The following is a 26,299-nucleotide window of genomic DNA, read 5'->3' on the forward strand; positions in this document are numbered from 1 at the left end:
CCTGCAACGCGCATCGCGCAGCGGGTTCCGGCGGCTCCCGCGCGGCCGGTACGCGGTCGCGCGGAAGCCGGACCCGCGTGCCTACGACGACGTGCTCGTCGAGATGACGGCCGGAGCCGGCATGGCCGGAGCGGCCGGTGCAGCCTGCTGGTCGACTGCCGGCGCGAGATCCTTCGCCTGGTCGGTCACGGCCGGCGAGTCGGCGGCCGGTGCCGGTGCGGCAGCGGATTCAACCGCGTCCGTCGCCTTCGCATCGACAGCCGGCGTGTCGGCAACAGCGGCCGCCGCGGCGGGCTGCGCGGCTTCGGGGGCCGGCGCTTCGGCGGCCGCCTGCGGTACCGCATCGGCAGCCTTCGCATCGACAGCGGGCGCGGGCATGACGGCAGCGTCGGCCTGCGGCGCGGCGTCGGTCGTGGCCGGAGCGGCTTGCGCGGCATCCTGCGCCTTCGTGTCGACGGCCGGCTGTGCCGCGGCTTGCGCAGCGTTGTCGGTCGCGGCCGGCACGGGTTCCGGTGCCGGTGCCGTGTCGGCAACCGCAGGTGCGGGCTCCGGTGCCTTGTCGGCAACCGCAGGTGCAGGTTCCGCTGCCTTGTCGGCGACGGCCGGCGCGGCGACGACGGCGGCCGCAGGGACCGCAGCCATCGCGGCCGGGACGACGGCCGGTGCAGCCGCAACCGCGGGCGCTGCCGCGGGTGCTGCTGCGGCAACCGGCGCGGCGGCGGCAGCCGGCACGACCGCGGCGGCCTGGGACGCCTTCGCGGCAGCCGCCTGTGCGGCGGCCGGCACTGCGCTGACGGCCGGCGCGGCGATCGACGGTGCGGGCATCGGTGCCGCGATCGGCGCGGACTGGACGGCGGTCGTCGCCACCGGGCGCGTCTGCGCGGGCGCCGGCGCGGCTGCGTCGAGCGGCGGCAGACCCATGCGGTTGCGCACCAGCGGATCGCGATACTTCACATCGTCGGCGACGGTCGCTTCGGCGGACGGCGCCACGTTCGAGCGCGCCAGCGGCGCGGTCGTGCCCGGGCACAGGTGGCCGGTCGCTTCCACCGCGCGCCGGTTCGCATCGCTCTGGCAGAGCAGCGCGAGCGCCACGTCGGTCAACCCCATCGCACGGAATTCACGCGCGTCGAGGCGACGCACGCAAGCCTGGTCGACGAGCGTCGTGCCGCCGGTCGCGCCGAATCCCGGGAACGACACGCCGACGCTCACCGAGCCCATGCAGGTATCGGACAGCGTGGTCGTGAGGCCCGGCGCCTGAATCGACGGGTTCGTCTTGATCGTCTGGGTACCCGAGTAGTTGACGTTTTCCGCTGACTGGGTGTTGTACGGGTTGGTGCCGGGTGAGCCGGCCGACGCGAGCGAGCTAAAGCCCTGCGGTGTCACGTTCGAACCGCCGCTCGTGCTGGACGGCATCGTCACGTTCACGTTCACGTTCGAATTGCCGCTCCCGCGCACGCCGCTGCTGCTGTTGGCGCTGCCGCCGGTCGTGGTGTTCGTGTTCATGCTCGAGCCGCCGCCCTGGCTGATCGCCGTCGACGACGTCGACGACTGCGAGCTCGAGTCGGCGGTTTGCGCTTGGGCACCGATCGTGGTCATCGCGAACATTGCCGCACATGCCACCTTGATCTTGTTGCTGTTCATTTCAATCTCCGGACGAGGTTTGACCTCCCACCCAGGCAACCGTACTAATTCCCCTGAATTCCTTCAGCTTTGCCTGCTTCCCCGAACTGCTTCCAGCCACTCCCCAGCTGGGACCACGAGCCGCCCGACATTCCCGGCCATGGCTGAGAGTCCGGTGTCCCGATGGCATTGCCCGACGAAAGCGATTGTTGTTCTGACGGGTTGGTTGTAGGGTTTGACGTCTGCATATTTGATTGCACGTCCTCGGCAGCACGGTCAGCGCCATATGCCGTCAGAGACGCGAGCATCAGAGCGGCGGCAATCAGTTTCTGCTTCATGCCAACTCCTTACTTGAACAACAGCGCGGCGAAAGAGACCAGCGTCGCTGGGAAACTGGTCCCCCCGCACTCGCCTAATGACTGCTCCCGGTCGCGCCCGAACTTGCCTGGCTGCCGCCCGATGCGGACGGTGACCCGGCCGGGCCGGTACTCCACGCGGTCGACGAGTTGTAGTGGTTCGAACCCGCGATCGTGCCCGACCCGCCAAAGCCCGTCATGCCAGCGGCGCCCGCGTTGGCGACACCGTTATCATTCCCGCCCGTTGCGGTGTAGCGGGTCGCGCCGAGTACGATCGTGGCGGTCACCCCTCCCGATAGCGCATTCGCGTTCTCGCTCGTGCTACTGTTCCCGCCGTTCGACCCCGCGGCACCGATAGCGCCGCCCGCCGCGTACGCGCCCCCGTTCGTGCCCCAACCGCTGGCCGTCGAAGTCGAGTTGTGGAAAGCGGATGCCGTTCCGGTCGAACCGCTGGGCGTCACGGTACCTCCAGCACTTGCGCCTGCTACCGACGTCGAATTGCTCGTATAGCTGCCTGATCCGACGAGCACCGAACCGGACACACCCGACGCCACCGATTGCGTCTGGTTGACCGTCGACGGACCGGCCGCGAGTACGGCCGACGATAGAGCGGTGAGCGCTGTCGCTAAAAAAACGTTGGCTTTCATAGCAATTCCTTGCTGTGAGGAAGTTTGACAGTCGCGGTGCCGGGCCCGCCCTTGCGGAACGAGGCCCGGCATCCGTACCGCCAGCCAATGACGAACGCTACGCGTCGCGGCTTAGTGGTGATACGACGTCCAGCCCACCGAACCGGCATTCGCGCCGCTGGAGCCGCTAGCCTGCGAGCCGCCGAGGCCGAAGCCGCCAACGGTCGACGTTTGGGTGTGGTTCGTGTACGAGATCGAACCGCTGCCCGGGCCGCCGGCAACTGCGCCGGCTGCGCCGAGTGCCGAGCCCGAATCGGTCGCGGAGAAGTGGCCGAACCCGACGACACCGGCCGACGTCGCACCGCCGCTCGACGAGCTGCTGCTCGACACCGTGCCGCCACCTGCGAACGCTGCACCCGAAACGGCCAGAACTGCTGCTGCAATCAGAAGCTTCTTCATGGTCGACTCCAAAACGGCGTGAACGGAATAAGCGAGGAAGGTTGCACGCCTTCAACCCCCCTGCCTCGAGCAATCCCGATAAATAAGGATCACTATCTAATTACGAAGCATCGATTCGAATTCTCCGCCTCATAATTTTGGTCAAGCGAAGTGTAGTTCGTATTTCTTGTTTTTTCGAAATTTCTTTTAGGTGTTTTCGATAACACCGGCAATACACCGCGATTACCAAAAAGCAAAGAATTCACCCAATCCGAATTAAATCATTCGATATACCGGATTATTTTTTCCGATACGCCCTCGCGGCATGCCGGCACATGGCATTCCGTTTCGGCGATCGAAAATACGTGAATATAATTGCCTACCGCAAATACAGGCCCGTCAAAAAATATCCGCCTTATTACAGCGATAACGGGGCTGCTTCACGGTCAGATGGCATCGCATCTCCCTGAGATACCGATCAAAAGTCTTCCTGGCAATCCGGCCGAGGGCGTTCGAGCTAATCCAGCCAGCGCCGGTATTGGCCCGGCGTAATCGAAACGGCCCTGCATGGTCGAAGACGAATCGGCGTCAAGCTGTCCGGCACGAACAGCGTGGCCCAACCGGGTGAGCTGAATGAAGGCGAGCGTCGCTGTCGACCGGTCGTCGTCCAAAGCGACAGGCGCTCCAGCGCGTGCACCGCGCGGAGACCGTGAAACCGGCAAGGAGCAACCCGCGAAGCTGGCACTGCGTCGCGAGCGATACCCCTATCTGTCCGACTACCCCTCTGTTGCGCCAAGAACGCGCGGATCAAGCTGCTGCTTATGGTCTTCATCGCCGTTTCCCCGACTGGCTTATTGACGAGTTGGCCGCCCCACATCTTTGTTATGCGATGTCGACCGCCCGCCGATGCCCCGAATATCGCAAGCAACATGCCATGCGTTATGCCACCGACCGTTGCGCACGGCGCGCTACAGCAGCCCCGGAACGCAGCGTCATAAATCGCGCTTTTTGTTTCAGGAATGTATCGCGACAACCGTCCGGAACGCCCCGCGATCATTGAACGCCACGAAGCAATCCCGGCAATAGACGGACGAATGCGGCGTGCCGCAGGGTCTGGAGCGGGTCCGCGAACACGTGTTTCAAACTTGAGAAACGCCCCGCCGCGCAGGCGGGGCGGCGCCCGGCACGGTAGTCGCGAAACGGCCTCGGCGGCCCGTCCGGCGGCTCGGGGCCGTCCGGGGTGCAGGGAATCGGAGCACGCAACCCCCGGTTCCGGAGGCCCGGCGCGACGGGCATCGATACGTTTACACGATGCCTGCTGCGTCAAAACCCGAACGCAATTGATTCATTCGTGAAAATATCGCCAGACTCACCCGCACGCGGCCGATCGAACGGAAGACGAAACCGGCGAAAAACCAATCCATTCGCACCGCGCCAACACGATCGCCATCCCGATCAGGCATTCGCGATAAACCGCCAACGCGCCCGCCTTGCGATCCATTGCAATTGCCTTATCGATCTTTCCTCTTCCATTCAATCCACTTCCTTTCCTGAAAACGCGCCTTTTCGATGATTCTTTTTATGCCGAATCGGTTGGGATCCCGGTTCACGAACGAAACACTTTTGAATCGGCGACCGTCGCCGATCTCGGCGCTGCAACATGTGCATTGCACGTTCGATCGACCGCCGAGCATCCGTCGCAGCAGGATCGACCATGCACTTCGTGTAACCGGTCCGTGTCGCGGCGATCATTCCCGCGCGCGTCGAACTGCCTCGACGATTCATGCCTGAAACAGAAATGCGCGTGTCGCTCGCCCGCGCGGATGCGATGCCCGGACGACGCGTTCACCCAGCGTCCCTGGCATGCCGATTGCCTGATATCCGGTCCTAACGAGCGGCACGTCACGCCCCGGAAGAAGGCGGGCGGCGGCGGCATCGTCAATAAGCCAGCCGGGGTAAGGCAATGAAGCTCACCAGCGATCGAGCGGCGTTCGCGTCGTTCAGGCATCAGCGTGGCAATCCGCGAAACCGGAGCGCCGGTCACGGCACTTCGTCGAACTCCGCATACACGGACCGGCGTACGCCGGCTCAATGTCCGCACAACGCGATGGCGCCCGTTCGCGCGCTCTTCGCGCACCTCGATCTCGCGCTGCCGACGATGCTCGACGACGGAGAAGACCATGAATGACCGGGTTTCGATCGAAACGCGCGTCGGTCAGCGCGTGCTCGTAACGGGCGGCGCCGGCTTTCTCGGCAGCTACGTGTGCGAACGCCTCGTGATGGAAGGCGCAAGCGTCACATGCGTCGACAACCTGCTGACCGGGCGCAAGCTCAACATCGCCGACCTGAAGGCGTCGGGCCGCTTCGAGTTCGTGAAGGGCGACGTGTCGCTCGGCCTGCCGCAACTGCAGGTGGACGAGATCTGGAATCTCGCGTGCGCCGCGTCGCCGCCGACGTATCAGATCGATCCCGTCCATACGATGATGACCAACGTGCTCGGCATGAACCACTGTCTCGCGCTCGCGCGCAAGACGGGCGCACGGGTGTTCCAGGCGTCGACGAGCGAGATCTACGGCGACCCGGGCGTGCATCCGCAGATCGAGACCTATCGCGGCAACGTGAACACGATCGGCCCGCGCGCGTGCTACGACGAAGGCAAGCGCGCCGCCGAGGCACTGTGCTACGACTACTATCGCGCGCACGGCATCGACGTGCGCGTCGCACGCATCTTCAATACGTACGGCCCGCGGATGTCGCCGCGCGACGGCCGCGTCGTGTCGAACTTCATCGTCGGCGCGCTGAACGGCGAACCGCTCGAGATCTACGGCGACGGCAAGCAGACGCGCTCGTTCTGCTTCGTCAGCGACCTGATCGACGGCTTCTTCGCGCTGATGGACGCCGCGCGCAACGTCGGCACGCCGGTCAACATCGGCAACCCCGGCGAATTCACGATGATCGAGCTCGCGGAAAAAGTGCTCGAAATGACCGGCTCGTCGGCCGAAATCGTGTTCCGTCCGCTGCCGATCGACGATCCGCACCAGCGCAAGCCCGACATCTCCGTCGCCGCCACCGAGCTCGACTGGCACCCGGATATCGATCTCGACGAGGGGCTGCGTCGCACCGTCGACTACTTCAGCCGCGAACTGTGGCTCGAGCCGGTGCTGCGCATGACCGGAGCCGCCGCATGAAAGTGCTCGTGACAGGCGGTGCGGGCTATATCGGCAGCCATACGTGCAAGGCGCTCGCACAGGCGGGGCACGAGCCGGTCGCCTACGACAACCTGTCGACCGGCCATCGCGACGCGGTCAAATGGGGGCCCCTCGTCGTGGCCGACATCCTCGACCGCGACGCGCTCTCGATCGCGATGGCCGCGCACCGGCCCGACGTCGTGATCCATTTCGCCGCGCTCGCCTACGTCGGCGAATCGGTGCTGCTTCCCGAGCGCTACTACACGGTGAACGTGACGGGCACCTGCACGCTGCTCGGCGCGATGCGCGAGGCCGGCGTGAACCGGATCGTGATGTCGTCGTCGTGCGCGACCTACGGCATCCCGGACACGCTGCCGATCTCGGAGCGCACGCCGCAGCAGCCGATCAACCCGTACGGCTTCAGCAAGTACGCGATGGAACGCATGGCCGCGGATTTCGAGCGCGCGTACGGGCTGAAGTGGATCGCGCTGCGCTACTTCAACGCGGCGGGCGCGGACCCGGACGGCGCGATCGGCGAGAACCACGACCCGGAAACGCATGCGCTGCCGCTCGCGATCCGCGCGGCGCTCGGCACCGGCAGCGTGTTTCGCGTGATGGGCACCGACTACCCGACGCCCGACGGTTCGGCGATTCGCGACTACATCCACGTGAGCGACCTGGCGGACGCGCACGTAAAGGCCACCGCGCACCTGTTCTGCGGCGGCGACAGCGTCGCACTGAATCTCGGCACCGGCACCGGCACCTCGGTGCTCGAAGCGGTTCGCGCCGTCGAAGCCGCAACCGGACGCGCGGTGCCGACGGTGATCGCCGCGCGCCGCCCGGGCGACCCGCCCGCGCTGTACGCGGACGCGACGAAGGCCGGGCTCGTGCTCTGCTGGCGGCCGCGCTTCACCGCGATCGAACAGATGGTCGAACACGCAGCACGGTGGTTTCAGAAGGAACGGCATCCCGAAACCACCCGGTAGTCACGCAGGCATCAGACAAACCCATGCAGGGGAATCACCATGAATGTGCGGATTGCCATCGTCGGCACCGGCTACGTCGGACTCGTCAGCGGCGCCTGCTTCGCGGATCTCGGGCATGACGTCGTATGCATCGACAACAATCGCGGCAAGATCGACGCGCTCAACGACGGCTGCATGCCGATCTACGAACCGGGCCTCGACGCCGTGGTCGCGCGCAACGTCGAACGCGGCACGCTGCGCTTCAGCAGCGACCTGGCGGCGAGCGTGCGCGACCGCGACGCGGTGTTCATCGCGGTCGGCACGCCGACGCTGCCGGGCACCGAGCGCGCGGACCTGCGGTACGTCGAGGCAGCCGCGCGGGAAATCGCATCGAGCCTGAACGGGTTCACGGTCGTCGTCACGAAGTCGACGGTCCCCGTCGGCACCAATCGGGCCGTCGCACACATCGTCGAGCATCACACTCCCGCCGGCATCGAAGCGGCGATCGCGTCGAACCCGGAATTCCTTCGCGAAGGATCGGCGATCGACGATTTCATGCATCCGGATCGCGTCGTGTTCGGCGCCGAGCATCCGCGCGCGATCGAGATCATGAAGGCGATCTATGCGCCGCTCGAGGCGATGGGCCATCTCGTGCTCGCCACCGAGATCGAGACGGCCGAGCTGGTCAAATACGCGGCGAATGCGTTCCTCGCGGTGAAGATCAGCTACATCAACGAAATCTCCGACCTGTGCGAAGCGGTCGGCGCGGACGTCGAACTGGTCGCGAACGGCATGGGCCTCGACCGGCGCATCGGCGCGTCGTTCCTGAAGGCCGGCCCCGGCTGGGGCGGCTCGTGCTTCCCGAAGGACACGCGCGCGCTGAAGGCGACGGCGTCCGAATACGCGGTGCCGCTGCGCATCGTCAGCGCGGCGATCGAATCGAACGCGCTGCGCAAGGAGCAGATCCTCCACCGCATCGAGAAGGCGTGCGGCGGCTCGATCAAGGGCAAGCGCATCGCCGTGCTCGGCCTGACCTTCAAAGGCCAGACCGACGACGTGCGCGAAAGCCCGAGCATCGACGTGATCCAGTTGCTGGTCGGCGCCGGCGCGCATATCCGCGCTTACGACCCGGCGCGCCCGCACGAGGCGTCGCGGCTGCTGCCGCAGGTGTTCATGGAAGGCTCGGCGGTCGACGCGGTGCGCAGTGCGGACGCGGTCGTCGTGATGACCGAATGGAAGGCATTCGAGGCGCTCGATCTCGCGGATCTCGCGGACCACATGGCCGACCCCGTGATGCTCGACATGCGCAACCTGTTCAACGAGCAGCTCGCGGTCGACAGCGGCTTTCGCCGCTACGAACGCGTGGGCCGCTCGTGCGGCGAACATCCGAGCGCGGACCGTGCGAACGCGCCGCGCACCCCGTCCGCGGACGCACCCGCGGCGCCCCTTGCTTCAACCCGGGTGGTCGACTCGAAGTAACCGTTACCCAACCGTTGCGGGAGAACGCCATGAAGAATCTGGTTGCGTCGCTTGCCGGCGGCCCTGCCCGGGAAACATCGGATACCGAAGCAGAGCGCGTCGACAGCCCGCACACGGAAGTCCCCCTCCTCGTCCCGCTGATGGACCCCGAGACGAAGACGGTGTTCCAGCTCCTCGCGCTGTGCTGGTTCGTCACGCTGGGGATCTTCTGGCAATGGTGGCTGCGCGACGAGCACTACGTCGATGCGTTCCGCTTCGGCGTCAACTGCTTCGTACTGTTCTGGACCACCTTCATTCCCGGTTACTTCATCTTCATCATCCGCTCGGCGGTCGTGCCGAACCCGGCGCTCGCGGTGCCGCGCGACTGGCGTGTCGCGATGGTGGTCACCAAGGCGCCGTCCGAGCCGTTCGACATCGTGCGCACGACGCTGCTCGCGATGCTCGACCAGAGCTACCCGCACGACACGTGGCTCGCCGACGAGGACCCGACGCCGGAAACGCTCGAATGGTGCGCCCTGCACGGCGTGCGCGTGTCGACGCGGCGCGGCATCGCCGAGTACCACCGCACGAGCTGGCCGCGCCGCACGAAATGCAAGGAAGGCAATCTCGCGTACTTCTACGATACGTACGGCTACGACAACTACGATTTCGTGTCGCAGCTCGATGCGGACCACGTGCCGACCCATACGTATCTCGAGGAAATGCTGCGGCCGTTTCTCGATCCGAAGGTCGGCTACGTGTCGGCGCCGAGCATCTGCGACAGCAACGCGGCCACCAGCTGGAGCGCGCGCGGGCGCGTCAACGTCGAAGGGCCGCTGCACGGCACGATGCAGGCCGGCTACGCGGCCGGGCTCGCGCCGCTTTGCATCGGCTCGCATTACGCGGTGCGCTGCCGCGCGCTGCGCGAGATCGGCGGGATCGGGCCCGAGCTCGCCGAGGATCACTCGACGACGATGATCTTCAACGCGAATGGCTGGCGCGGCATGCATGCGCTGAACGCGATCGCGAACGGCGAAGGGCCGCGCACCTTCGCCGATCTCGCGACGCAGGAATTCCAGTGGTCGAAGAGCGTGATGATCATCATGCTGCGCTACACGCGCCACTATTTCATGGGCCTGCCGCTGAAGCTGAAGACGCAGTTCCTGTTCTGCCAGCTCTGGTATCCGCTGTGCGCGCTCGCGATGGCCGGCAGCGTCGTGATTCCGGTCGTCGCGCTCCTCACCGGGCGCGTGTGGGCGCACGTCGACTACCTCACGTACCTGACCTATGCGCTGCCGCTCACCGTGCTGATCCTCTGCGTCGTCACGTGGGTCACGCGCACGACCCGGTCGTGCCGGCCGCTCAATACGAAGCTGCTGTCGTGGGAAGGCCTGTCGTTCGTGTTCGCGCGCTGGCCGTGGGTCGTGCTCGGTTGCGGGTCGGCGGTGCTCGACTGCCTGCGCGGCAAGGAATTCGCGTTCAAGGTCACGCCCAAGGGCGGCACGATCGAACAGGACGCGCCGCTGCGCGTCGTGTCGCCGTATCTGCTGATCTCGCTGTTCTGCAGCATGCCCGTCGTCGCGGTCGACAATCCGCACAACGCGGCCGGCTTCTACCTGTTCTCGACGCTCACGAGCATCCTGTATCTCGTGATCGCGGGCGTCGTCACCGTCAACCACGGCAGGGAACAGGGGCTCACCGCATCGGCGCTCCGGCAGATGTTCTTCAGCCGCCTGCCCGTGCGCAACGCGCTGTTCGTGTTCGCACTCGCGATGCTGCTGACGGGCATCGGGCTGCGCGCGCCGAAGGGCTGGCAGGCGATGATGTGGCGTTCGGGGCTGCCCGCGGTGGTCGCGCCCGCGCCGGGGCAGCTGGTTAAGCAGCCCGCGTTCGGCGCGTACGACCCGGGCCACGCGTTCGCGGACAATCCGGCTCTCGCGTTCGATCATGTGTTCGTGTCGTGGAACGCGCCCGACCTCGGCGCGGAAATCGATAGCGCGTACCGCACCGCGCAGGCCCGCAATCGATCGCTGATGCTGACCGTCGAGCCGTGGGCGGCCGGCGACACGCGGCGCGGCGCACTGCTCGCGGACATCGCGCACGGCCGCTACGACACGCTCATCGCGACGACCTGCGCGGCGCTCGCCGCGCTGAAGGGCCCCGTGTTCGTGCGCTGGGGCCACGAGATGGAAGTCGACACCGGACGCTACCCATGGGCGACCGGCGACGCGTCCGCGTACGTCGACGCCTATCGGCGCGTCGTGACCGCATGCCGGATGGTGACCAACCAGATCCGCTTCGTGTGGTCGCCGGCCGGCAACCGCAACCTCGACGACTATTTCCCCGGCCGCGCCTACGTGGACGACGTCGGACTGTCCGTCTTCGACTGCCGGCGCTGCGCGGTGTGGCCGCCCGGCGGCCAGTTCTCCGCCGCGAGCATCCTGAAGACCAAGTACGCGCGAGTGACCGACTACGGGCTGCCGGTGATGGTCACGGAGCTGGGCGTCGACGGGTCGGACGCGCGCAAGCGCGCGGAGCTCGACGAATTCCAGCGGTCGCTGTGGCGCTATCCGCTGCTCACGGCCGTGTTCTATTTCAACGCGGTCGATACGCCCGGCGCGTGGCCGGCGAACTATGTGCCCGACTGGCGGATCACGCCGTCGTTCCTGCAGACGAACGTCGTCGCGAAATGAGCGGCCGCGCCGCTACGTGCCGAGCAGTTCCTTCCGGCGCAGGTGCACGACGTCGCGCATCGGCGGCGCGCCGAACAGCCGGCTGTATTCGCGGCTGAACTGCGACGCGCTTTCGTAGCCGACGGTCGCAGCCACCGACCCGACGTCGCCGCCCTGGTGCAGCAACAGCCGCCGCGCCTCGTGCAGCCGCAACTGCTTCTGGTACTGCAACGGGCTCAGCGTCGTCACGTGCTTGAAGTGATGGTGCAGCGACGACACGCTCATGTTGACCGCCTGCGCGAGCGTGTCGACGCGCATCGGTTCCGCGTAGTGATCGCGGATCCATTCGATCGCGCGCGCGATCCGGTGCGTCTGGCTGCCCGCGACGGCCATGTGCCGCAACCGCGTGCCCTGCCCGCTCGTCATCAGCCGGTACAGCAGCTCCTTTTCGATCAGCGGCGCGACCACCGGAATGTCGGCCGGCGTGTCGAGCAGCCGCAACAGCCGCAGCGCGGCATCGAGCAGCGGCGGCGTGAGTTCGGCGAGCGCGATGCCTTCGCCCTCGGGGCCCGCGTCGGGCTCCGGCAGCCGCATCTCGGCCGCGAGCTCGACGATGCGCTGCGGATCGAGCGTCAGCGACAGGCAAAGGTAAGGCGCATCGGGCGAAGCCTGCGTCACGCGCGAGAGGATCGGCAAGTCGATCGACGTAATCAGGCAGTTCTGCGTATCGTATTCGTAAGCCTGGCCGGCGACGATGACGCGCTTCGCGCCCTGCGCGGCGATCACGAGCGCGGCGCGCGACACGCCGCAGCCGAGATCGACCGGATGCGCGTGCCGGTGCAGCAGCAGCGCCGGCACGGCCGTCGAGTGCGAGCCGTCCGTCGGCGCGAAGCGGCCGATCAGCGAGGCCAGCTCGCGCCGCCCGGATTCGCGCGACGCCGCGATATCGGTCATGTCCATGACGCCATCCTCGATTCATTTCCCAGTGTCGCGGGAGCATAGCGAAACGGCTCGCGACGCGCCGGGGATTTGCAGGATTGTTCAATAAATTTGCAGGATTGGGTAGCCGGAAAAATCGGGCGCTCGCGCACACTGCCACCTGATCCGGCGTACGCCGGGTTTTCCCCACGGAGACAAAAAATGCCCACCACGTTTGTCCTGAACGGCAAGAGCGTCACGCTCGACGCCGATCCGTCGATGCCCGTCCTCTGGGCGATCCGCGAACACGCGGGGCTGACCGGCACGAAATTCGGCTGCGGCATGGCGCAGTGCGGCGCGTGCACCGTCCATCTCGAAGGCCAGCCCGTGCGCTCGTGCGTGCTGCCGCTCGCCGGCATCGCGGGCAAGCACGTCACGACGATCGAAGGGCTGCAGAGCAAGCCCGCGCACGCCGTGCAGGCCGCCTGGGTCAAGCTGCAGGTGCCGCAGTGCGGCTACTGCCAGTCCGGCCAGATCATGTCGGCCACCGCGCTGCTCGAACAAAACCCGAAGCCGACCGACGCGGACATCGATGCCGCGATGAACGGCAATATCTGCCGCTGTGCGACCTACGCCCGCATCCGGGCCGCGATCCACGACGCGGCCGCGACGCTGGGAGCCTGACCATGACGATCGAACTCGACAATCCCGGTTCGGTGCGACCGTCGCGCCGCACGTTCCTGAAAGCCGCGGGCGCCGCGGCCGCGGTCAGCCTGACGATCGGCTTCGAATGGGCCGGCCTCGGCCGCCGCGCGCTCGCCGCGACGCCGCCGGCCGCCGACTTCGCGCCGAACGCGTTCCTGCGCATCACGCCCGACGGCGCCGTGACCGTGATCGCCAAACACGTCGAACTCGGCCAGGGCGCGTACACGGGCATCGCGACGATCGTCGCCGAGGAGCTCGACGCCGACTGGTCGAACGTGCGCGTCGAAAGCGCGCCGGCCGATGCGAAGCGCTACGCGAACCTCGCGTTCGGCACGATGCAGGGCACGGGCGGCAGTTCGGCCATGTCGAACTCGTGGCAGCAGCTGCGCGAAGCGGGCGGCAAGGCGCGCGCGATGCTGGTATCGGCCGCCGCCGCGCGCTGGAAAGTGCCGGCGAGCGAGCTGAGCACCGCCGACGGCGTCGTCACGCACGCGAAAAGCGGCAAGACGGCCGCGTACGGCACGCTGGTGGCCGACGCGTCGAAACTGCCGGTGCCCGACAAGGTCGTGCTGAAGCAGCCGGCCGATTTCAGGCTGATCGGCCATCGCATTCCGCGCGTCGACGCATCGGCGAAATCGAACGGCACCGCGCACTTCACGCTCGACACCACCTTCCCCGGCATGCGCGTCGCGCTGCTGCAGCGCCCGCCGCGCTTCGGCGCGACGGTCAAGTCGTTCGACGCGACGGCTGCGAAGGCCGTGCCGGGCGTGGTGTCGGTCGTGCAGGTGCCGCACGGCGTCGCGGTCGTCGCGACCGGCTTCTGGGCCGCGAAACAGGGGCGCGACGCGCTGAAGGTCGAATGGGACGACGCGCACGCCGAAAAGCGCGGCTCGGACGAGATCATGCGCGAATACCGGCAGCTCGCCGACAAGCCCGGCGCGTCGGCGCGCAAGGACGGCGATGCCGACGCGGCGATCGCCGGCGCCGCGCGCAAGGTCAGCGCGACGTACGAATTCCCGTATCTCGCGCACGCGCCGATGGAGCCGCTCGACGCCGTCGTCAAGCTGAGCGCCGACAGTTGCGAGATCTGGGCCGGCGACCAGTTCCAGACGGTCGACCAGGGCAACGCGGCCAAGGTCGCGGGCCTGAAGCCCGAGCAGGTGCGGATCCACACGCTGTATGCGGGCGGCAGCTTCGGCCGGCGCGCGAACGCGTGGTCGGACTACGTGGTCGAGGCCGTGTCGATCGCGAAGGCGCTCGGCGCGGACGGCAAGCCGGTCAAGCTGCAGTGGACGCGCGAGGACGACATCCAGGGCGGCTTCTATCGCCCGATGTACTTCCACAAGATGGACGCCGGGCTGACCGCGGACGGACGGCTGGTCGGCTGGCGTCACCGGATCGTCGGCCAGTCGATCCTTGCCGGCACGCCGTTCGAGGCGTTCATGGTCAAGAACGGGATCGACGCGACGTCGGTCGAGGGCGCGGCGAACCTGCCGTATGCGGTGCCGAACGTGTCGGTCGAGCTCACCACCACCAAGGTCGGCCTGCCCGTGCTGTGGTGGCGCGTGGTCGGCAGTTCGCACACGGCCTACGCGGTCGAGGCGTTCGTCGACGAGGCCGCGCACGCGGCCGGCAAGGATCCGTACCTGTTCCGCCGCGACCTGCTCGCGAAGGAGCCGCGCATGCGCGCCGTGCTGGATCTGGCCGCGCAGAAGGCCGGCTGGGATCCGGCAACGCCGCTGCCGAAGGGCCGCGGGCGCGGCATCGCGGTCGCCGAGGCGTTCAAGAGCTACGTCGCGCAGGTAGCCGAGGTGTCGGTCGACGCCGACGGCAAGGTGAAGGTCGAGCGCGTGGTATGCGCGGTCGACTGCGGGATCGCGATCAATCCCGACATCGTCGCCGCGCAGATGGAAGGCGGGATCGGCTTCGGCCTCGGCGCGGTGCTGCACAGCGCGATCACGCTGAAGGACGGCCAGGTCGAGCAGCGCAACTTCGACGGCTACCATGTGCTGCGGATGGCGGAGATGCCGAAGGTCGAGGTGCACATCGTGCCGTCGGCCGAGGCGCCGACCGGCGTCGGCGAGCCTGGGGTCGCGCCGGTCGGACCGGCGGTGGCCAACGCGATCTTCGCGGCGACGGGCAAGCGGCATTACGTGCTGCCGTTCGATTCGGCGGATACCGCGAAGGCTTGATGGCGGGTGGAAGGCCGGCCGCGGGGCGGGGACGTCGCGCGGCCGGCTTTCGGTACCGGGTACGGTCAAGCCGCGACCGGCGACGATGCGCCGCGGCCGCTCACCCCTGTTCAACCTCCGGCCAGAGCCTCGGGAAACAATGGCTCGAAAGTAGCGACAGTCGTCATGCTTCGATGTCGGGTTCAATGTAGGGTTTCACGGAGGGTTTTTCCCCATGTTCTTCCCCCACGACCGCCCCCCGTCCGATCCGCTTCATCACCCGCCCGTTCCGACGTTACGCCGCCCGTAACGCACGTAACGTTCCCGCTTCACGCTACGTAACAATCCTTCAATGTAGCTCCGACCCTTCCACTACCGCCACGCCTCCCGCGTTAAAAATTCTTTTAAATTCAAGGCCGGCAGGCCGATCGCACCGCCGCCGGCGACCGTCGCTTCCCGGCAGGCCACCCCTGGCCCGAAAGTTGCAGCACATGTTCCCGCAAACACTCCTTTACGGACATGCGAGGGCCAACATGGATTGCAAATACCTGTACATCGACAACATAAAAATCAACTTCGTGCGCCGCACGATCGAAATCGACAACACAGTCATCGACGTAACCCCGCGCGAATTCGACGTCGTCGAATTCCTGCTCGACAACATGAACAAGATCGTGCCGCGGCAAGCGATCCAGGAAGCGGTCTGGGGCCGCGAGCTCAGCGTGTCGTCGCGCACGCTCGACACCCATATCTCGCGCATCCGTTCGAAGCTGCAGCTCGATCACGACAAGAACCTGCGGATCATCCCGATCTACGCGGTCGGCTATCGGCTGGTGCTGTTCGGTGCGGCCATGACGCACGTCGAACGCCACGACGCGGCGCCGATCCTGCGCGCCGCGCCGCAGCTGGCGATGGCCGCCGACTACGCGTAACGCGTAGCGGCCAACCCGCACGCCGCCGCTGCGCGGCGCGCCGGCAAGGCTCCCCCCGACGCGCTGCGCCCCCGCCGTGCAGCGCATCGCGACCCGGCACGCCTGCCGCGCCGCGACACGACCGCCGCGTCCGGGCGGCGGTCGCCTTTGTCGGCGCCCCGCTTCACCCGGCGCGCTGCGCGTCGAGCCACGCCTGGAACATCAGCACCGTCCACAACGGGTGCTGCCAGTTCATCCGGCCCGTCTGGTGCTGCCGCCACAGCCGCTCGACCGCCTGCGCGTCGAAAAACCCCTCGTCGCGCAGCCGCGACGGCTGCAGCAGCGCCTCGGCCCAGTCGCGCAACGCACCGCGCAGCCAGTGATCGACGGGCGCGCAGAATCCCTGCTTCGGCCGGTCGATCAGCGCCGACGGCACGTACCGGTCCAGCAACCGGCGCAGCAGCGCCTTCGACTGCCCTTCCGGCAAGCGCACGGACGCCGGCAGCCGCCACGCGAATTCGACGACGTGATGGTCGAGGAACGGCATGCGCGTCTCGAGGCTCACCGCCATCGCCGCGCGATCGACCTTCGCGAGAATGTCGGTCGGCAGATACGTGAGCGTGTCGATCGCCATCGCCTGTTCGGCGAAGCTCAGGTGCGCGGGCCACGCGGACACCGTATCGAGCGGCGTCGGCGGCTCCTGGCCGGCGAGCGCGAGACGCTCCGGATGGTGCACCGACGACATCAGCAGCCGGTACAGGCCGATCCGGCTCTCGGCCGTCATCACGTGGCCGAGCTTGTGCAGCCGGTCGCCGATGCGCGCCGCCGATTCGCGTGCCTCCACGCCGCCCCACGCGCCCTGCGCGACCGCCGCGAGCTGATCCGCGTGATCGGGGCGCAACGCATGCAGCGCGGCGGCGATCCGCGCACGCACCGCCGCCGGCACGCGATGCAGCTTGCGCCACAGGCGCGGCGTCAGGAAGTAGCGCGTATAGCCGCCGAACAGTTCGTCGCCGCCGTCGCCGGACAGGCTCACCTTCACGTGCCGGCGCGTCAGCTCCGACACGAGGAAGGTCGGGATCTGCGACGCGTCGGCGAACGGCTCGTCGTAGATCGCCGGCAGCTTCGGCACGACGCCGAGCGCGTGATCGGCCGTCACGTAGAGTTCGGTGTGCCGCGTGCCGAGATGGCGCGCCACCGCCTTCGCATAACCGGCCTCGTCGTAGCCGGCCTCGTGAAAACCGATCGTGAACGTATCGACGGGATGCGCCGATTGCGCCTGCATCAGCGCGACGATCGCCGACGAATCGACGCCGCCCGACAGGAACGCGCCGAGCGGCACGTCGGCTTCCATCTGCCGCGCAACCGCCTGGCGCAAGATCGCGTCGAGCTGCCCGACGGCATCGTCGGCGCTGCCGTCGAACGGTGCCTCGCGCCCCGCTTCGATCGCCTGCTCGAGCGTCCAGTACGCGCGCACGCGCGGCATGTCGCGCGCATGCTCGAACTGGATGTAGGTGCCCGGCGGCAGCTTGCTGATGCCGCGATAGATCGTATGCGGCGCGGGCACGCTCGACTGGCGCAGATACAGGCACAGCGCATCGCGATCGATCGCGCCGTCGAAACCCGGATAGCCGCGCAGCGCCTTGAGCTCCGACGCGAACACCAGCGCGTCGCCGATCCGGCCGTAATAGAGCGGCTTCTCGCCGATCCGGTCGCGTGCGAACGTAAGCACCCGCGACGCACGATTCCACAGCGCGAACGCGAACATGCCGGTCGCGCGCCGCAGCGTCGCCTCGACGCCCCATGCGGCGATCGCCGCGATCAGTACCTCGCTGTCGGAGTGGCCGCGCCACGCCGGTGCGCGACCCGCGCGCTCGAGCTCCGCGCGCAACTCGCGATGGTTGTAGATTTCGCCGTTGAAGACCATGACGTAACGGCCGCACGCGGAAGCCATCGGCTGCCGGCCGTGCACCGACAGATCGACGATCGCGAGCCGCCGGTGGCCGAGCGCAATGCCGGCTTCCGGGTCGACCCAGATGCCTTGCCCGTCGGGCCCGCGATGCGCGAGGCTCGTCGTCATCCGCGCGAGCGTGCCGCGCGCTGTCTCCTCATCGAAGGCGACGCTATTCAGAAAGCCGTCGATTCCGCACATTGATTTGTCCGCCCCTGTTGACCTGTTCCGTCACGCGCGGCACGACCTTGCGGCCGACCGTCCGCCTCACGGTCGAGCCATATTACGAAGAAATAAATCAGCAATAATTCATGGATGAATGCCGCCCACGACCGGAAAAAAACCGGCGTCAAGCACCGCGACGCGGCCCGCTGCAGGCGCCGCGGGTGCAACCGGATCGGAGCGACGCATGACGGGGTTCAAGTGGAAGAAACGAACGTACGTGCCAGCGCCGGCTGCGCAAAGCGCAGCATCTCGCTGCCGGGCCAATCCGGCCGCAGCACGAGCGCGACCATCACGCGATCGGCCGCATCGCGATGCCGATGCCCTGCCCGACCGTGCTCCACAGCCGTCGACGGCGCGAGATTGCCCCGCACCGCGTTCCCGATCTTCTCCTGCGAGCTCCGCCCGCACGGCACGACGCGTAGTGGCCGCAGCACATCCGCGGATGAATTCAGGACTCCAGACGTCGTGCGGCGAGATACGCGAGCTGCGCGCGGTTCTGGACGTTGAAGAGTTTTTCGAGCGAGCGGATATGGTGACCGACCTTGTGCAGCGACGTGCGCAGCGCGCTGGCGATCTCCTGGTCGGACAGCCCGTGCACGAGACGCTCGAGCACCTGCTGCTGTTCGTCGCCGAGCGCGAAGCCGCGCATGCGCGCGATGCGCGCTTCGAGAAACGGCAGCGCGACGCGATGCACCGCGAGACACACCGACAGCGCACCGCCGATCACGCGATCGTCGATCCATTCGGTGCCGTCGGTTTCCGACGTCACGTTCACCGCGACGCGCAGGTCGAGCCGCGGCGCGGACAAACCGAAGATCACGCCGCTGTTCATCGCGTGCGCACGCAGATGGCCGGCCAGCGCGAGCACCTTGCGATCGCCGCTGCCGTGCGCGGCCGCCTCGATCTCGTCGAGCCGCCACGCGACCGGCAAGCCGCTCTGGCGCACCTGTGCGAAGCGCGGGTCGCTCTCGTACAGCATTGCGTCGATATACGGCTGCATGAACGTCGCGGGCGCGAGGTCGCGCAGCAGATGCGCGCACAGAATGCGCCGCCCGATCATCTCGTATGCGCCGTAACCGAGCGTGCTGAAACCGATTTGCCGCAAGCGCTCACGGCATTGTGCGAAATCGACTGAAGCAAGGTCGGATTTACCGGACACCAATTGCGCGCCGGTAAAAACGTCGCGATCGACTGATTGAATTTCTTTCGAATAAGCGGCAGTGGCCGCGATCTCGGCTTGCGAGAACCACTCGACGCGTGGCGCGTCGTCAGCGTACGTCATGAGGAGCCCACCCTTTCCCAATATGTGAACCTGCCCCGTCACGATCTGGTCTTTTCTTTATGAATAACTTCGGGTCGTCTCTGTATGGACGCGAATATGAATCTTTCGCCGCAATGAATATTACGGCATATTACGTGCACACTGGCATTTTTGTACAATGTCCCCGCGTTTCGTCAGGGATGACGATCGGCGCATACCACAACGATGCTCGATCGCACCGCCGCGAACGCCGTACACGATACGGCCGCCGTCAGGCGATGCGCGTCGATTCCGAGGATGGCTCATGTCCGACATTGCAGTGCATGAAGAAGCGGTCGCCCCAACCTTGTCCCGTACGCCGCGTTGCACGGCCGCGTGCCCCGACGCATCGAGCGCGCGCCCGGTGCAGGTCGTCTGGTGCGACGACGTGAAGCACGGCGGCGTCGCGCAACCGAATGCGCCGAAGCTCGGCGTCGCCGAGACGCTCGCCCATGCGCAGAGCACCGCGGAGCGCAGCCGGATCGTCGCGAGCCTGCTGCATCTGACGGGCTTCTCGACGTTTGCGTACTTCGCGCTCGAATTCGCGCGCGAGCGCGTCGAAAGTCTGTATCTTCACGAGGCATTCACGCCCGCCACCTATCGCGGCGACTACGTGCGCCACAACCATCACGACATCGATCCGCGCACGCTCGACGCGCGCGTGTGCAACATGCCGATCGTGTGGGACCTGCAGCAACTGCGCCGCGAACATCGCGAGCGCGAACGCGACGCCGGCCCGCGCGTCGCGCCGGCCGCGCTCGACGGCTTCCTGCAGACGATGCAGGACGACGGCATGTGCAGCGGCATCATGTATTCGATGGCCGTGCCCGGCACGCGGCTGCATGCGTTCATGAGCTTCACCGCGCCGCGCCGCACGCGCGAATGGATCACGCCGGCGACGATCGAGCAGGCGCTGTCGATCGGGCTGTCGGTGCACAAGTTCGCATCGCCGCAACTGATCGCGACGTCGCGCGAGCGCGCGGTCAACGGGCTCACGCCGTTCGAGCAGGAGCTGCTGCTCGGCATCGCGGAAGGCGCGTCCGACAAGGAAATCGGGCGGCGCCTCGACACCAGCGCGCACAACGTCGACTATCACCTGCGCAAGCTGCGCAAACGCTTCGGCGTCGCGAACCGGATCCAGCTCACGTACCTGACGTCGAAGCTCGAACTGATCTGACGCGCGCGCACCGTCCCGCGCAACCCGCATATGCCGGCCTCGCGGGCCGGCATATGCGGGTTGCGGTGCGGCGCCGCTTCCAGACAGACGATCGCCGTTACTTCAGCAGCGTCATCTGCACGACCTTGACGATCACCAGACCGACCGCGATCACCAGATAGCCGCGCAGCACGGCCATCCAGACGCGCGTCGCGACCGTCATCTTCTGCGGCTCGAGCGTGTCGAGCGGCGGCATGCGCCACGTGCTGCGCAGCGACCGGTCGATGCCCGGCTCGACGACGCGCTTGTTGCGACGGATCAGCACCGTCGCGAGATACCCCGCGATCGCGAACACCGTGCCGCCGACCAGCACGTCGACGATCGCTTCGCCGCTGATGTCCGGATACATCACCGATGCGGTCAGGATGATCGACAGCAGCACCAGCACCCAGATCACCGCGCCCGTGAACACGTTGAGCTTCGTCGAGTTGACCCACGGGCCGAGCACCTGGCGGTCGTTGCAGAGCACGAGCAGGAACACCGTCGCGCTCGGCAGCAGCACGCCCGCGAGCGTCTGCACCGCTTCGGTCAGCAGGCCGAGCGGGCTGCCCGGAATCAGCACCAGCGCAGCGGCCGCCGCGACGATGCCGAAGTAGACGAGATAGAAGCCCTTCGCATCCGACACGCCGCGATGCAGCGAATGACGGATCTTGAACACGTCGCCGATCGCGTAGGCGGTCGACAGCGACACCGCCGCCGCGCCGATGATGCACGCGTCGAGCAGCGCGATCGCGAACAGCGTCGCGCTCGTGCGGCCCGCATACTTCTCGAGGCCCGCGATCACGCCGCCGGCGTCGGTGAAGTTACCCGCTTCCGGATGACCGCCGAACAGCGCGGCGCTGAAGCCGATCATCGCGACCGCGCCGATCAGCACGAACGCGATACCGATCCACAGGTCGACCTTCTCGTACTTCATGAAGCGCGGCGTGATGCGCTTGTCGATCACGTAGCTCTGCTGGAAGAACAACTGCCACGGCGCGACCGTCGTGCCGACGATACCGATCACGAGCAGCATCACGTCGGACAACTTTGCGTGCGCGGGCCAGTTCGGCATGAAGAAATCGCGCGACATCTGCGCGACCGGCGGGTGGATCGTCACCAGCACCGGCACGAGGATCAGGCTCAGCACGCACAGCACGATCGCGAACCGTTCGAAGCGCCTGAAGTCGCCGGTACTCACCGCGGCCATCGTCAATGCCGCGGCCACGCACACACCGGCTACCTTCGGCAATCCGAAGAAAGCGAGCACGAACGTGATGCCGATGAACTCGGTGACGATCGTCAGCGCGTTGAGCAGGAACAGGTCGATCACGCTGAACGCGCCCCAGAACCTGCCGAAGCGCTCGAAGATCAGGCGCGCATGACCGACGCCGGTGACCGCGCCCAGGCGCAGCACCATTTCCTGGTTCACGTACAGCACCGGCACGAGCAGCAGCAGCGTCCACAGCAGCGTCGTGCCGTAGTTCTGGCCGGCCTGCGTATAGGTGCCGAACGCGCCGGCATCGTTGTCGCCGACCATCACGATGAGGCCGGGGCCGATGATCGCGAGCAGCGTGCGCAGGCGCGCCCACCACGTGCCACGCGCGGCGGTGTCGTGGTGCGAGATCGTGCCGAGCGCACCGCGGATGTCGCCCAGGTGGGCTTCGTCGAGCACGGCGCTGCGTTCGACGGCGATCGGTGGAGAAACGTTGGATGGCGTGGACATGATGAATTCCGTACGGCTGATTTTTATCGGGCAAGCGTCCGACCTTGGAATACGCGCGCGGACGGCGTCCGCGTGCGCATGCCGAGGCGCGCTCGGCGCGGCTTCAGCGGATCAACGCTTTCAGGCGGTTCAGCAGACGGGAGAACACCCGCGGACGGGCGTCGAGCGTCAGCATCGTGTCGTAGTGCAGGCGCGATTCCGTGACGTGCGGAAGATTCGACAGCAGAAGGCCGAAGTTCATGGTCTGGCTCCTGGCGGCGACGGCGTGCGTGCCGGCCGCGTGGTGGGCGCGGGGCCAGTCCGGGGCCTGAACGTCGTGTCAGGCTAGTGAGCCGGCGTGTCCCCGCGACCCGGGTTCAAAAGGGTCTGTTGGTGCAACGGGCATAAGGGACAACTGTCACTGTCGTTCATGGCGGCTCCTGTGCGGTGTTCCAGCGAACACGGTTGACCGCCGCACGGCGTGCGGGCCGGCATTCGCGGGCCCGGAAGCGGGATGCGCGAATACGGCCGCCTGCCAGGCGGCGGCAAAACCGGACGGCGCATGCGAAAACGCATCACGCTAACCGGCGCGAATCAGGGTGCACGTAGGGAGTTACTGCGGCGTACTGCTGCGCGCACCGTTTGCCTGGGTGACAAACGGCGGCTTCGATGAGGCGCGGACGTCGGTCGCTCAGGCGGAAACTTCGTTCGAAGATCGACTACTGCAGGCGTCCAAGGCGGCGGCCCCAAGAGTGAAGATGGCGGATTCTATGGACGCCCCGAAAGTGAAGTCAACCCCTTGAAACCCCATTTCGCGAAATAAATTTCGCACATTGCCGCACTGAAAGATTGCCCCTCGAAAACACGCGCCGCAACCTTTCAGTCTGCGTCGTGCGCAACGCGAGCGACGCGTACGAACAACGGGGCGCCGCCCCGCGTCGTACCCATCGTCGCGGCCCGCCCGTGCCGGAGCGATCGGCTGCGGCGCCCTCGCCACGCGCCCTGGTTTTATGCGTTTTTTACTTGCACCGCAGCAAAACTCGCGACTACAATCCGCCCCAATTCATCAAGGGAGTCCCTCCGTGGACACATGCTCTAGTTGCAGTTCGATGCCGGTCCAGGCCGGCCAAGCCATCGCGAGATAGCAGCCAGACGCATGTCTTACGCCGCTGGCTCGCATTCGCCGGGTTAGCGCGCGTCCTCCCGGGCCGGCCTCGCCGGTTCGCCCGTCGCACGCTCCGTTACGTTCCACCCTCCGATCGCAGGTCGCGTCATGCGCCCGCGCTCGTTCACGTCGTCCGGCATGCGCCGGACCGGACGGAGGCAGCGTCATGTCCTTTCAATCGTTCGCGCTCAGACTCAAGCGGCTCGTCCACATCGCATGCGACCGCTCGTTCGTTTCGGCCCTCTCACCGCTCGCCCACGCATTCGGCAACTGGCGCGGCACGGCGCTCGCGCACCTGCCGGCAGCGCCCCGCCCGCTCGATTGCGCATTGCTCGGCGCGATGGCCGCCGCCGTCGCGCTCGTCGCGCTGCTCTGCTCGGTCGCATCGCGGGTCGGCTTCGCGCAGGTGTGGCGTATCGGCGGCTGGCTGCCGTAAGCGCATCCGCAACCGGGCGGCCGCGTGCCACGCGCCACGCGCCGTCCGCGCACACCGGATCGTCCGATTTTTCCAACTCATCAGTTTAACTAATCAATTAACCCATGGAGCCCGCATGAAGAATCGCGTCGAGCCCGCACTGTGCGCATCGCGCATCGACGCACTGGCCGCGCGGCTGTTGTCGCTCGCCGCCGCGCCGGCGTTCGCGCAATCGGCGCCCACAAGCCGCTGCTGCTGCCGTCGAACCGGGCAGCGGCACCAGTGACGCCGCCGCCCCCGCGCAGGCCGCCGATGCTGCCGCGCCGGCCCCACCGGTCTGCGCGCGTTCGAACCTGCTCGGCGACATGGGCGGCCTGCGCGACGTGCTCGGCGGTCACGTTCTGACGCATCGCGGACGCGACACGGGCCGGACACCGCTTGCGCCGTGATCCGGCCCGTGCGCCCGGTCGCGCCCGGTCCCGCCTATTCGTGCCGGCGACTTGTCCGCTGCTGCCCGCTACTGTCCATCGTCGCCGTACAGCCCGAGCAGCTTCAGCGTGACGCCGTTGGTCCAGCCGAAGCCGTCCTGCAGCGGATATTCGCCGCCACCGCCGCCGCCCTCGCCGGCACCTTCGACCACGTACTTCTCGACGAGCTTGCCTTCGGTCGCGTATACGTGCCGCACGTCGGCCAGGAAGCGCGTGCCGATGTCCTTCGCGAGCGCCGGTTCGCCGTAGCGGCGCAGCCCTTCGATCGCGATCCACTGCAGCGGCGCCCAGCCGTTCGGCGCGTCCCACTGCTGGCCCGTGTTCCCGGTCGTCGTCGCAAGGCCGCCCGGCTGCAGCAACGTCTTGCGCACCTCGCGCGCGGTCGCCTTCGCGCGCTCGGGCCATGCGACGCCCGTGAACAGCGGATACAGCGCGGCGGCCGACACCGCGTCGCGCGGCTTGCGCAGTTGCCAGTCGTAGTCGCCGTAATAGCCGTGACGGTTCCACAGATAGCGGTTGATCGCGGCCGCGCGGCGCGCCGCCCGCCCGGAGAAGTCCGTCACGCACGCGACGTCGTGCGATACCGTGCAGCCCTTCACGATCGTGCGTTCGAGGTGGAACATCAGGCTGTTCAGGTCGACCGGCACGATCGACGTCGTGCGGATCGTCGCGAGCGTCTTGCCGTCGCCGAACCAGCGCGAGCTGTAGTCCCAGCCGCTTTCGGCACCCGCGCGCAGGTCGCGGTACACCGCGTTGGCCGGACGGTTCGGCACGGCCTTCGCCGTCGTGACGTCCTCCAGATACGATTCGTCGCGCGGCGTGTCGCTCGCGTCCCAGTAGCGGTTCAGCACCGCGCCGTCGGGCATCGCGACCACGTGGCGCGCGGCCTGCCCGCGCGGCGTCGTGGTTTCGCCCTGCATCCAGTACCCATACTCCTTGCGCAGCTCCGGCAGGTATTTCTGGTAGACCTGGTCGCCCTCGGCCTGCGCGGCGAGCGTGACCATGTACGCGAAGAACGGCGGCTGCGAGCGGCTCGCATAGTACGTGCGGTTGCCGTTCGGGATGTGGCCGACCGTGTCGATCAGGTGCGCGAAGTTGTCGAGCATGTCGTCGACGAGATCCTCGCGGCCCGACACCTGCAGCCCGAGCATCGTGAAATAGGTATCCCAGTAGTAGCCTTCGCGGAAGCGGCCGCCGGGCACCACGTACGGCTTCGGCATCGGGATCAGCGAACTGTACGGCGGTACCGTCGCGCTCGCGCGCGTGAGTTGCGGCCACAACCAGTCGATGTGCTGGCGCAGCGTCTGGTTCGCCGGCGGCGTGACCCCGCCGTCGGGCGGCGGCGTGAAGTGCTGGTCGACGAACGCCTTCAGCGAAAAGCCCGGCTGCGATTTTTGTTGCTGATACAACTGCACGATCGTCGCGGGATCGGTATCGGGCGTCGCATCGACGAAGGTCTTCTGGTCGGAATAGAGCTGGGCCGTCTGCACCGCGACGAACAGGTCGCCGTAAAGCTGGCTCGGCGGCGGCAGCAGCGTGCCGGATGCGGGGCTCGTGAACGCCGCCGTGGCGGGCGCGGAAGCCTGCGCTGCCGGTCGTGCGGCGGCCCGGTTCGCGCTGTCGGCCTGTGCAGCGCAGCCGGCAACGGCCAGGTACGCGACGGCCATGACGGCCGCCCAGCGCAGACGCGGCGCGGGCAGGAACGGATGCGAGTGCGAGTCGGGTTGCGATGCGCGATGCGATTCGGTCGATGCGGCACGACGTGACGTCATGACGTGTCCCCTCCTTTCGATGGTGAGTGGATCGGCAGGGTCTCGTTCGCGCGTG

The 26,299-nt window shown here is 67.2% G+C and carries 21 protein-coding genes and 1 pseudogene; 10 read left to right on the plus strand and 12 right to left on the minus strand.

Annotated elements, in window-relative coordinates; genetic code table 11:
* Positions 1-81: 81 nt before the first annotated feature.
* The 5 genes from DCN14_RS10610 to DCN14_RS39005 all read right to left on the minus strand — a co-directional run bounded on the left by DCN14_RS10610 (position 82) and on the right by DCN14_RS39005 (position 4,541).
* Entirely contained in the window at positions 82-1,641 is a 1,560-nt protein-coding gene (locus DCN14_RS10610) for a chemotaxis protein CheA (RefSeq protein WP_115531382.1), read from the minus strand.
* A gap of 44 nt (positions 1,642-1,685) precedes the next feature.
* The gene (locus tag DCN14_RS10615; protein WP_096508095.1) at positions 1,686-1,958 is read right to left on the minus strand and encodes a hypothetical protein; all 273 of its coding nucleotides are present in this window, start codon (positions 1,956-1,958) and stop codon (positions 1,686-1,688) included.
* Between the two features lie 74 nt (positions 1,959-2,032).
* The gene (locus DCN14_RS10620) at positions 2,033-2,623 is read right to left on the minus strand and encodes a hypothetical protein (RefSeq protein ID WP_096508096.1); all 591 of its coding nucleotides are present in this window, start codon (positions 2,621-2,623) and stop codon (positions 2,033-2,035) included.
* Positions 2,624-2,734: 111 nt separating this feature from the next.
* On the minus strand, positions 2,735-3,061 hold the full coding sequence (locus tag DCN14_RS10625; RefSeq protein ID WP_096508097.1) for a hypothetical protein: 327 nt from the start codon (positions 3,059-3,061) through the stop codon (positions 2,735-2,737).
* 1,348 nt (positions 3,062-4,409) lie between these two features.
* Positions 4,410-4,541 (minus strand): hypothetical protein, encoded by a 132-nt coding sequence (locus DCN14_RS39005; RefSeq protein WP_275896813.1) that lies wholly within the window; start codon positions 4,539-4,541, stop codon positions 4,410-4,412.
* Positions 4,542-5,220: 679 nt separating this feature from the next.
* On the opposite strand from DCN14_RS39005, the gene DCN14_RS10640 reads away from it, so the two are divergent.
* From DCN14_RS10640 to DCN14_RS10655, 4 genes are read left to right on the plus strand one after another with little or no spacing between them, the layout of a single operon-like run.
* Positions 5,221-6,228: a UDP-glucuronic acid decarboxylase family protein gene (locus tag DCN14_RS10640; RefSeq protein WP_096508099.1), complete on the plus strand. Its 1,008-nt coding sequence runs from the start codon at positions 5,221-5,223 to the stop codon at positions 6,226-6,228.
* The gene (galE, locus tag DCN14_RS10645; protein ID WP_096508100.1) at positions 6,225-7,214 is read left to right on the plus strand and encodes a UDP-glucose 4-epimerase GalE; all 990 of its coding nucleotides are present in this window, start codon (positions 6,225-6,227) and stop codon (positions 7,212-7,214) included. Before DCN14_RS10640 ends, galE begins: the two co-directional genes overlap by 4 nt.
* Positions 7,215-7,253: 39 nt before the next feature.
* The gene (locus tag DCN14_RS10650; RefSeq protein WP_240327205.1) at positions 7,254-8,672 is read left to right on the plus strand and encodes a UDP-glucose/GDP-mannose dehydrogenase family protein; all 1,419 of its coding nucleotides are present in this window, start codon (positions 7,254-7,256) and stop codon (positions 8,670-8,672) included.
* Between the two features lie 29 nt (positions 8,673-8,701).
* On the plus strand, positions 8,702-11,344 hold the full coding sequence (locus DCN14_RS10655; RefSeq protein WP_096508101.1) for a glycosyltransferase: 2,643 nt from the start codon (positions 8,702-8,704) through the stop codon (positions 11,342-11,344).
* Positions 11,345-11,356: 12 nt separating this feature from the next.
* Here the strand turns inward: DCN14_RS10655 and DCN14_RS10660 are convergent, their stop codons facing one another.
* Complete coding sequence (locus DCN14_RS10660; protein WP_096508102.1) at positions 11,357-12,283, minus strand: AraC family transcriptional regulator; 927 nt, start codon at positions 12,281-12,283, stop codon at positions 11,357-11,359.
* 180 nt (positions 12,284-12,463) lie between these two features.
* Between DCN14_RS10660 and DCN14_RS10665 the strand changes: the two genes are divergently transcribed.
* The 3 genes from DCN14_RS10665 (at position 12,464) to DCN14_RS10675 (ending at position 16,049) form a co-directional block, all read left to right on the plus strand.
* Entirely contained in the window at positions 12,464-12,925 is a 462-nt protein-coding gene (locus DCN14_RS10665; RefSeq protein WP_096508103.1) for a (2Fe-2S)-binding protein, read from the plus strand.
* 2 nt (positions 12,926-12,927) lie between these two features.
* Entirely contained in the window at positions 12,928-15,138 is a 2,211-nt protein-coding gene (locus tag DCN14_RS10670) for a xanthine dehydrogenase family protein molybdopterin-binding subunit (protein ID WP_096508104.1), read from the plus strand.
* A gap of 512 nt (positions 15,139-15,650) precedes the next feature.
* Positions 15,651-16,049, plus strand: a complete 399-nt coding sequence (locus DCN14_RS10675; RefSeq protein WP_096508105.1) for a winged helix-turn-helix domain-containing protein — start codon at positions 15,651-15,653, stop codon at positions 16,047-16,049.
* Positions 16,050-16,212: 163 nt separating this feature from the next.
* Here the strand turns inward: DCN14_RS10675 and asnB are convergent, their stop codons facing one another.
* The 3 genes and pseudogenes from asnB to DCN14_RS10695 all read right to left on the minus strand — a co-directional run bounded on the left by asnB (position 16,213) and on the right by DCN14_RS10695 (position 19,486).
* On the minus strand, positions 16,213-18,180 hold the full coding sequence (gene asnB / locus DCN14_RS10680; protein ID WP_096508106.1) for an asparagine synthase (glutamine-hydrolyzing): 1,968 nt from the start codon (positions 18,178-18,180) through the stop codon (positions 16,213-16,215).
* Between the two features lie 218 nt (positions 18,181-18,398).
* Positions 18,399-18,497: pseudogene (locus DCN14_RS39140) on the minus strand (EscS/YscS/HrcS family type III secretion system export apparatus protein); the annotation flags it as partial.
* A gap of 155 nt (positions 18,498-18,652) precedes the next feature.
* Complete coding sequence (locus DCN14_RS10695; RefSeq protein WP_096508108.1) at positions 18,653-19,486, minus strand: autoinducer binding domain-containing protein; 834 nt, start codon at positions 19,484-19,486, stop codon at positions 18,653-18,655.
* 283 nt (positions 19,487-19,769) lie between these two features.
* Here DCN14_RS10695 and DCN14_RS10700 point away from each other — a divergent pair, with 283 nt between their 5' ends.
* Entirely contained in the window at positions 19,770-20,681 is a 912-nt protein-coding gene (locus DCN14_RS10700; RefSeq protein ID WP_096508109.1) for a LuxR family transcriptional regulator, read from the plus strand.
* 97 nt (positions 20,682-20,778) lie between these two features.
* Here DCN14_RS10700 and DCN14_RS10705 read toward each other — a convergent pair whose 3' ends face one another.
* Together DCN14_RS10705 and DCN14_RS38395 are read right to left on the minus strand one after the other, a co-directional pair.
* Entirely contained in the window at positions 20,779-22,425 is a 1,647-nt protein-coding gene (locus DCN14_RS10705) for an Nramp family divalent metal transporter (RefSeq protein ID WP_096508110.1), read from the minus strand.
* Positions 22,426-22,528: 103 nt separating this feature from the next.
* Entirely contained in the window at positions 22,529-22,666 is a 138-nt protein-coding gene (locus DCN14_RS38395; RefSeq protein WP_172441946.1) for a hypothetical protein, read from the minus strand.
* 1,069 nt (positions 22,667-23,735) lie between these two features.
* Between DCN14_RS38395 and DCN14_RS10710 the strand changes: the two genes are divergently transcribed.
* Positions 23,736-24,005, plus strand: coding sequence for a hypothetical protein (locus tag DCN14_RS10710; RefSeq protein WP_096508111.1), 270 nt, complete (start codon positions 23,736-23,738; stop codon positions 24,003-24,005).
* 115 nt (positions 24,006-24,120) lie between these two features.
* Positions 24,121-24,270, plus strand: coding sequence for a hypothetical protein (locus tag DCN14_RS39010; protein ID WP_162826190.1), 150 nt, complete (start codon positions 24,121-24,123; stop codon positions 24,268-24,270).
* Positions 24,271-24,501: 231 nt separating this feature from the next.
* Here DCN14_RS39010 and treA read toward each other — a convergent pair whose 3' ends face one another.
* Entirely contained in the window at positions 24,502-26,244 is a 1,743-nt protein-coding gene (treA, locus tag DCN14_RS10715) for an alpha,alpha-trehalase TreA (RefSeq protein ID WP_096508112.1), read from the minus strand.
* Between the last annotated feature and the right edge of the window lie 55 nt (positions 26,245-26,299).

The organism is Burkholderia sp. IDO3, assembly GCF_003366075.1.
In the GTDB taxonomy this organism is placed as follows: domain Bacteria; phylum Pseudomonadota; class Gammaproteobacteria; order Burkholderiales; family Burkholderiaceae; genus Burkholderia; species Burkholderia anthina.

Excerpts from the sequence above, each read along its gene's own strand:
- DCN14_RS10610 (WP_115531382.1), bottom strand. The coding sequence starts at position 1,641 with ATGAACAGCAACAAGATCAAGGTGGCATGTGCGGCAATGTTCGCGATG.
- DCN14_RS10615 (WP_096508095.1), bottom strand. The coding sequence starts at position 1,958 with ATGAAGCAGAAACTGATTGCCGCCGCTCTGATGCTCGCGTCTCTGACG.
- DCN14_RS10620 (WP_096508096.1), bottom strand. The coding sequence starts at position 2,623 with ATGAAAGCCAACGTTTTTTTAGCGACAGCGCTCACCGCTCTATCGTCG.
- DCN14_RS10625 (WP_096508097.1), bottom strand. The coding sequence starts at position 3,061 with ATGAAGAAGCTTCTGATTGCAGCAGCAGTTCTGGCCGTTTCGGGTGCA.
- DCN14_RS39005 (WP_275896813.1), bottom strand. The coding sequence starts at position 4,541 with ATGGATCGCAAGGCGGGCGCGTTGGCGGTTTATCGCGAATGCCTGATC.
- DCN14_RS10640 (WP_096508099.1), top strand. The coding sequence starts at position 5,221 with ATGAATGACCGGGTTTCGATCGAAACGCGCGTCGGTCAGCGCGTGCTC.
- galE (WP_096508100.1), top strand. The coding sequence starts at position 6,225 with ATGAAAGTGCTCGTGACAGGCGGTGCGGGCTATATCGGCAGCCATACG.
- DCN14_RS10650 (WP_240327205.1), top strand. The coding sequence starts at position 7,254 with ATGAATGTGCGGATTGCCATCGTCGGCACCGGCTACGTCGGACTCGTC.
- DCN14_RS10655 (WP_096508101.1), top strand. The coding sequence starts at position 8,702 with ATGAAGAATCTGGTTGCGTCGCTTGCCGGCGGCCCTGCCCGGGAAACA.
- DCN14_RS10660 (WP_096508102.1), bottom strand. The coding sequence starts at position 12,283 with ATGGACATGACCGATATCGCGGCGTCGCGCGAATCCGGGCGGCGCGAG.
- DCN14_RS10665 (WP_096508103.1), top strand. The coding sequence starts at position 12,464 with ATGCCCACCACGTTTGTCCTGAACGGCAAGAGCGTCACGCTCGACGCC.
- DCN14_RS10670 (WP_096508104.1), top strand. The coding sequence starts at position 12,928 with ATGACGATCGAACTCGACAATCCCGGTTCGGTGCGACCGTCGCGCCGC.
- DCN14_RS10675 (WP_096508105.1), top strand. The coding sequence starts at position 15,651 with ATGGATTGCAAATACCTGTACATCGACAACATAAAAATCAACTTCGTG.
- asnB (WP_096508106.1), bottom strand. The coding sequence starts at position 18,180 with ATGTGCGGAATCGACGGCTTTCTGAATAGCGTCGCCTTCGATGAGGAG.
- DCN14_RS10695 (WP_096508108.1), bottom strand. The coding sequence starts at position 19,486 with ATGACGTACGCTGACGACGCGCCACGCGTCGAGTGGTTCTCGCAAGCC.
- DCN14_RS10700 (WP_096508109.1), top strand. The coding sequence starts at position 19,770 with ATGTCCGACATTGCAGTGCATGAAGAAGCGGTCGCCCCAACCTTGTCC.
- DCN14_RS10705 (WP_096508110.1), bottom strand. The coding sequence starts at position 22,425 with ATGTCCACGCCATCCAACGTTTCTCCACCGATCGCCGTCGAACGCAGC.
- DCN14_RS38395 (WP_172441946.1), bottom strand. The coding sequence starts at position 22,666 with ATGAACTTCGGCCTTCTGCTGTCGAATCTTCCGCACGTCACGGAATCG.
- DCN14_RS10710 (WP_096508111.1), top strand. The coding sequence starts at position 23,736 with ATGTCCTTTCAATCGTTCGCGCTCAGACTCAAGCGGCTCGTCCACATC.
- DCN14_RS39010 (WP_162826190.1), top strand. The coding sequence starts at position 24,121 with ATGAAGAATCGCGTCGAGCCCGCACTGTGCGCATCGCGCATCGACGCA.
- treA (WP_096508112.1), bottom strand. The coding sequence starts at position 26,244 with ATGACGTCACGTCGTGCCGCATCGACCGAATCGCATCGCGCATCGCAA.